The following is a 6,000-nucleotide window of genomic DNA, read 5'->3' as shown; positions in this document are numbered from 1 at the left end:
TTTGTTTATAAGACCCTGGTGCGGCCCGGGGCCCGGGCCCGGGCCCGAACCCGCAGACCGGAGACCGCAACAGCGGTCAGGCCCCCGGCTCGCCCGGCATCCGCAGGTCCCACCCGGCCAGCTCCCGCAGTTGGGCGACCGTCACGTCGTCCGGCAGCGGGCGCGGCGGCTCGTTGCGGAACGGCGGCTGCCAGCCCTCCTCCGCCGTCCACCGGCGGACCGCCTTCGCCGGGGCGCCCGCGACCACCGTGTGGTCCGGCACCTCGCCGCGCACCACCGAACCGGCCGCGACCACCACGTTGCGGCCCAGCCGGGCGCCGGGCAGGATCACCGCGCCGGTGCCGATCCAGCTGCCGGAGCCGATCTCCACGGGCTCGTTGCGCGGCCACTGCTTGCCGATCGGCAGGTCGGTGGCCCGGTACTCGTGCGCCTGGTCCGATATGTAGACGCCGGGTCCGGTCCACACGTCGTCGCCGAGCACGATCGACTGGTGGCCGACGATGTGGCTGTCCCGGCCGATCACACAGCCGCCGCCGATCCGCACGATCGGCTCGGGCCCGAGGTCGAGACCGGGCAGGAAGCCCGCACTGATGGTCACCCGCTCGCCGATGATCGAGAACGGGCCGATGGTGATCCACTGTTCGTTGAAGACCGCGCCGAGCGGGAACGTCAGCTTCGTCCCCGCGCCCAACTCGCCGAACCGGTACGGCCCGGGGTTCTCGCTGGACACCGCGCCGGCCTGCTGCACCCACCGCCAGCCCCGGTGGACGAGCCGGCCCGCGGCTCGCCGGCCGCCGGCCCGGGCGGCGCTGAACAGGGAACGCGTGATCGACATGCACTCACGCTACCGGTCCGTAGGGTCCGCCCGGCGAGAGGGCGGCCAAGGTCACACGGGCCGGTCACATCGAAAGCGTGTTCGGAAAAACGGTGGGCGGAATTCCACCCTGCTGCCAGACTCGGGCCATGGAGATCACCGCGCACCTCGACGCGCTGCGCCGCGAGGGCACCCTGCTCGGGGACGCCGCCGCCCGGACCGACCCCGCCGCTCCCGTCCCGACCTGCCCGGAGTGGCGGCTTCGCGACCTCGTCCTGCACATCGGCCAGGTGCACCGCTGGGTGACCGGCACCGTCCGGGACCGGCTGCCCGTCCCGATGGACGCCGAACGCCAACGGGCCGCCTGGGGGCCGGAGCCCGACGACGCCGACCTGGTCGACTGGTTCCGCACCGGCCACGCCACGCTGGTCGACACGCTCACCGCCGCCCCGGCCGACCTCGACTGCTGGACCTTCCTGCCGGCGCCGAGCTCGCTGGCCTTCTGGGCCCGCCGCCAGGCGCACGAGACCGCCGTGCACCGCATCGACGCCGACGCGGCCGCCGGCGCCGAGGGACCGCACACCGACCGGCGGCTCGCCCTCGACGGCATCGACGAGCTGACCCGCTTCCTGACCGCCCGCTCCGCGGCCCGCAGCGAGCGGCGGCGGACGATCCAGATCAGCCCGGACGACGGCCCCGGCCGCTGGCTGCTGACCATCGGCCCGGAGCCGCTCGGCGTCGAACACGCCGAGCGTCCGGCCGATCTGACGCTCACCGGCCCGGCCCGCGACCTCTACCTGCTGCTCTGGAACCGCCTGCCGGCCGGCACCGGCCGGGTGGTCACCGCCGGGGACGCCTCGGTGCTCGACCTGTGGCGCGAGACGGCCACCATCGGCTGACGCCCCCTGCGCCCCAGCACCCGGCACCCGGCACCCCGCGCGCGGCACTCAGCACCCGGCGCGCGGCGGGCCCGAGGGGCGCGTCAGCGCACCCAGCGCGCCGGGCGCTTCTCCAGGAACGAGCGCATGCCCTCCTGCGCCTCCTCCGAGGAGAACAGCCGCGCCGACAGCTCCACCAGTCCGTCGGCGTCCCGCTCGAAGGAGCGCACCACCTCGGCGTTGGCCAGCCGCTTGGACTGCGCGAGGCCCTGCGGCGACCCCAGCCGCAGGGCGTCCAGCAGGCCCTTCAGCGCGACCTCGGCCGCCTCCGGCGCGTCGACGGCCTGGGTGACCAGCCCGATCCGGGCGGCCTCGGCGGCGTCGAAGACCTCGCCGGTGAGGTAGTAGCGGGAGGCCGCCCGCGGGTCCAGCTTGGGGCGCAGCGGCAGCGAGATGACGGCCGGTGCGAGCCCGAGCCGGACCTCGGTGAACGCGAAGGTGGCGGCCGGCCCGGCGAGTGCCAGGTCGGCCGCGCCGACCAGCCCGAGCCCGCCGGCCCGGACGTGCCCGTCGATCACGGCGATCACCGGCTTGGCGCAGTCGACGATCGCCCGCTGGAGGTCGACCAGTCCGCGCGGTCCGACGGTGGGGTCGGCGCCGGTCGCCTCGGAGAGGTCCGCCCCGGCGCAGAACACCTTGCCCGCGTGCGTCAGCACCACGGCGCGGACCTCCGGGTCGGCGGCCGCCGCGGCGAGTCCGGCCGTCAGTTCGGCCATCAGCCGGGTGGAGAGCGCGTTGCGGTTGTGCGGCGAGTCGAGCGTCAGGGTGGTGACGGCGTCCTCGGTGGTCACGCGGACGAGGGGCGCTTCGCTGGTCATCGGTGCGGTCCTGCTTTCCGGCTGAGGGTGGGTCGCAGCGGGCGCCCGCCGCCGGTGGGCCGCGGGCGCCCGGACGACTCTGGCATGCCCACCCTCCCCTCGGGAAGTGCCCAGCTCGTCGCCGTGGTCACCCGCGCCGGGCCGGTTCGGCGCCGCGAGGCGTCGGGCTCCGGGCCGAACGGCTCCGGAAGGCGGACCGGTGTCCCGGAGGGGTGCGGCCCGTCCCCGGCGGCGTGGCCGGGCGGGGCCGGGCCGGGCGGGGCCGCTGAACGCCTGCGACGTGCCGGACCGCGTGCTTCGGCGCCCGCTCGGGACCGGCGCACTGGCCGTGAACGCCTGGTGCGGTGACCGGCCGTCGGCCACGATGGGCGCATGACCATGGAATCGCAGCGCAGGGCCGCCCCGCTCACCCACATCGCCGAGCCGCCCGGGGTCGCGCCGGGGACGGGGTACACGCAGGTCGTCACGGGGAGCGGGCGGCTGGTGGCGGTGTCGGGGCAGGTGGCGTTCGACGAGGAACGGCGGGTGGTCGGGGTCGGGGACCCGAAGGCGCAGGCGCGGCAGGTGTTCGAGAACCTGCGGCGGTGTCTGGCGGCGGCGGGGGCGGACTTCTCGCACGTCGTCAAGCTGACGTACTTCCTCACCGATCTGGGCGACCTGCCCGCCGTGCGCGAGGCCCGGGACGAGGCGCTCGGGGAGGTGCCGCTGCCGGCGTCGTCGGCGGTGCAGGTGGCGGCGCTGTTCCTGCCGGAGGTGCTGATGGAGATCGAGGCGTTCGCGGTGGTGCCGGAGTAGGCCCTCAGGGCGCCACCGCCGCCTCGCCCCGTCGTGCCGCCCAGCGGACGGCGGGGCCCATCGCGAGGCCTGCGGCGGCGAGCAGTGCGCCGAGGGCGGCCCAGCCGAGCAGGCCGTGGCCGATGACGGCGGTGGACACGACCGCCGGGCCGATCATCAGCGCGACGGCGCTGCCCGCGTTGAAGACGCCCTGGTAGGCGCCGTGGGCCCGTTCGCCGGCCAGGTCGTAGCTGAGCGCCCAGGTGCCGGCCTGGCCGAGGACCTCGCCGGTGGCCTGGAGGGCGACGCCCGCGAGCACCACCACGGCGGCGATCGCGGCGGGTGCGCCGTGGGCGAGGGCGATGACCAGGCAGGAGGCGGCGAGGACGAGCCCGGCCCGGCCGCAGGCCCGTGCGGCGGCGGCCGGGTGTTCGGTGCCCCGGGTGGCGCGGACCTGGAAGGCGATGACCAGCACGGTGTTGACGACCAGGGTGGCGGCCACGGTGATCCGGGGCGCGTCGGTCTGCTGGACGATCCACAGCGGTATGCCGACCTCCAGCATGGCGAACTGCAGGGCGAGCACCGAGCTGAGCGCGGTCACCAGCAGGAAGGGTCCGTCCCGCAGCGCCGGGTTGCGTTCGCGGGCCGGCCGCGGCCGGCCGTCGGCCCGCGCCCCGTGGCCGGCGTCGCGGGCGCCCGACCCCGGCCCCGGCCCCGGCCCCGCCCCCGCTCCCGCTCCCGCTCCCACTCCCGGCAGCCGGTGGAACATCACGGCGACCGCCAGGTAGGAGGCCGCGTCGGCCAGGATGGCCGTCAGGTAGCCGGTGCGCGAGTCCACCTGGAGTGCGATCGCGCCGACGCCGGTGCCGAGGCAGAGCCCGACGTTGGTGACCACCCGCAGGTAGGCGCGGCCGGCCACCCGCTTGTCGGCGGGCAGCACCTCGGCGTAGAGGGCGTTGCGGACGGCGGCCGAGCCCCGGTCGGCGGCGGCGACCAGGCAGGCGAGCGCCACGAACGCCGGGTAGCCGCCGGCCGCGGTGTAGCCGGCGGTGCCGAGGCCGGTGAGGGTGACCAGGACGACCAGGACGGGCCGGCTCCCCCAGCGGTCGGCGGCCCGCCCGGCGGGGACGCTGGCGAGGACGCCGCACAGGCCGGCGGCGGTGAGCGCGAGGCCGAGCCGGGCCGCGCTCAGGCCGAGGTAGCGGGTGAAGAACAGCACGCCGACGGAGAGCGAGAGTCCGCTGCCGAGGGTGTTGAGCAGGGTGATCCGGGCGAGGCGGCGCACCGTCGGGTCGGGGTGCAGCAGCCGGGAGGCCCTGGACGCGGGCAGCGCGGAACTCGGTGCGGCGTTCGCCGCCGGTGGGGTGGTCATGCCCCCGATTCCACCCCGGCGCCGCCGCCCGGCCGTACTGATTTAGGCTGGGCCTGAAACGTCCGGGGGGAGGCGGCGTGCACCGGTTCAAGCTCGACCTCGGTGATCTCGCCACCACCTGGTTCGCCTGCTCGCCGATCCAGGAGGCCGCGCTCAGCCTGCGGATGTGGACGCATCCGGGCCACTACGCCCTGCACTCCGCGGCCTTCGAGCGGCTGCGGCCGTCCTTCGAGCGGCTGGACTCGTCGCTGCTGCTCTCGCTGGTCGCCGCGAACCGCTGGATCCCGGACTTCCTGACGCCCCGCCCGGCCTCCCCGTGGCCGGACTTCCGCGCCGAGCTGGCCGTCGTGCGGGCGCTGCCGCCGGAGCGGTTGCGAGGGGAGCTGGAGCAGACGTTCCTGCCGCACCACCAGGTGCTGCCCGCGGTGCTGGCGGACGGGCTGGCCGATCCGGCGCGGTTGCTGGCGCGGATCGCGGACGCGCTGGAGGAGTACTGGGAGCGCTGTCTGGCGCCGGCGTGGTGGCCGCGGGCGCGGGCGGTGCTGGAGGCGGATCTGGTCTACCGGTCGCGGGTGCTGGCGCAGCAGGGCGCGGCGGCGCTGTTCGCCGATCTCGACCACCGGTTGCGCTGGGCGGACGGGATCCTCTCGATCGACCGCCGCTGGACGGAGTGGGACGGCGAGATCACGGTGGACGGGCGGGGGCTGGTCCTGGTGCCGACGTTCTTCGCCCGGGGCGCGGTCACGATGATCAGCAACGACCGTGCGCCGCAGATCGGTTATCCGGCGCGCGGGCAGGCGGGGATGGCCGGCCGGCGTCCGCCGGTGATCCCGCGCGCGCTGGAGCGGCTGGTCGGCGCGCCGAAGGCCCGGTTGCTGGCGTTGCTGGCCGAGCCGGCCTCCACGACCGATCTCGCCTACCGGCTGGGGGTGACGCCGGGGGCGGTGAGCCAGCACCTGGCGGTGCTGCACGCGACGGGCCTGGTGACCCGGGCGCGGCACGGCCGTTCGGTGCTGTACCGCCGCAGCCCGCTCGGCGACGACCTGTGCGGCGGGACCCGGCACGGCTGACGGCCCGGCCGACGCCAGAGCCGACGGCCCGGCCGACGGCCCGGCCAACTCTTCAGTGGTACAGACCTGTTGACGCATTGGTCTGTACCTCCTACAGTGCCCATGCCCCCGTCTCCCCACGGCGGTGGGCATGTCACAAGCCCGAAGCACCTCCCGCACCACCCCGTACGGTTCGGCGTCACCCTGTCCAACCCCCACAGTCGCAGGGAGAACC

The 6,000-nt window shown here is 75.8% G+C and carries 6 protein-coding genes; 3 read left to right on the top strand and 3 right to left on the bottom strand.

Annotation, left to right across the window (positions count from 1 at the left end; genetic code table 11):
• Window positions 1-76: 76 nt before the first annotated feature.
• The gene (locus tag ACFVVL_RS09135; RefSeq protein ID WP_380296100.1) at window positions 77-835 is read right to left on the bottom strand and encodes an acyltransferase; all 759 of its coding nucleotides are present in this window, start codon (window positions 833-835) and stop codon (window positions 77-79) included.
• Between the two features lie 128 nt (window positions 836-963).
• Here ACFVVL_RS09135 and ACFVVL_RS09130 point away from each other — a divergent pair, with 128 nt between their 5' ends.
• Window positions 964-1,713, top strand: a complete 750-nt coding sequence (locus ACFVVL_RS09130; RefSeq protein WP_387672751.1) for a maleylpyruvate isomerase family mycothiol-dependent enzyme — start codon at window positions 964-966, stop codon at window positions 1,711-1,713.
• Window positions 1,714-1,796: 83 nt separating this feature from the next.
• Here the strand turns inward: ACFVVL_RS09130 and ACFVVL_RS09125 are convergent, their stop codons facing one another.
• The gene (locus ACFVVL_RS09125) at window positions 1,797-2,570 is read right to left on the bottom strand and encodes an enoyl-CoA hydratase family protein (protein ID WP_380296097.1); all 774 of its coding nucleotides are present in this window, start codon (window positions 2,568-2,570) and stop codon (window positions 1,797-1,799) included.
• A 378-nt stretch (window positions 2,571-2,948) separates the two neighbouring features.
• On the opposite strand from ACFVVL_RS09125, the gene ACFVVL_RS09120 reads away from it, so the two are divergent.
• On the top strand, window positions 2,949-3,365 hold the full coding sequence (locus ACFVVL_RS09120) for a RidA family protein (protein ID WP_380296114.1): 417 nt from the start codon (window positions 2,949-2,951) through the stop codon (window positions 3,363-3,365).
• Between the two features lie 4 nt (window positions 3,366-3,369).
• On the opposite strand, the gene ACFVVL_RS09115 is transcribed toward ACFVVL_RS09120, so the two are convergent.
• Window positions 3,370-4,716: an MFS transporter gene (locus ACFVVL_RS09115; RefSeq protein WP_387672748.1), complete on the bottom strand. Its 1,347-nt coding sequence runs from the start codon at window positions 4,714-4,716 to the stop codon at window positions 3,370-3,372.
• Window positions 4,717-4,793: 77 nt separating this feature from the next.
• Between ACFVVL_RS09115 and ACFVVL_RS09110 the strand changes: the two genes are divergently transcribed.
• The gene (locus ACFVVL_RS09110) at window positions 4,794-5,786 is read left to right on the top strand and encodes an ArsR family transcriptional regulator (protein WP_387672745.1); all 993 of its coding nucleotides are present in this window, start codon (window positions 4,794-4,796) and stop codon (window positions 5,784-5,786) included.
• The last annotated feature ends 214 nt before the right edge of the window (window positions 5,787-6,000 follow it).

The sequence above is a fragment of the Kitasatospora sp. NPDC058115 genome, assembly GCF_042884635.1.
Classification (GTDB): domain Bacteria; phylum Actinomycetota; class Actinomycetes; order Streptomycetales; family Streptomycetaceae; genus Kitasatospora.
This window is presented reverse-complemented; position numbering and strand designations above follow the sequence as displayed.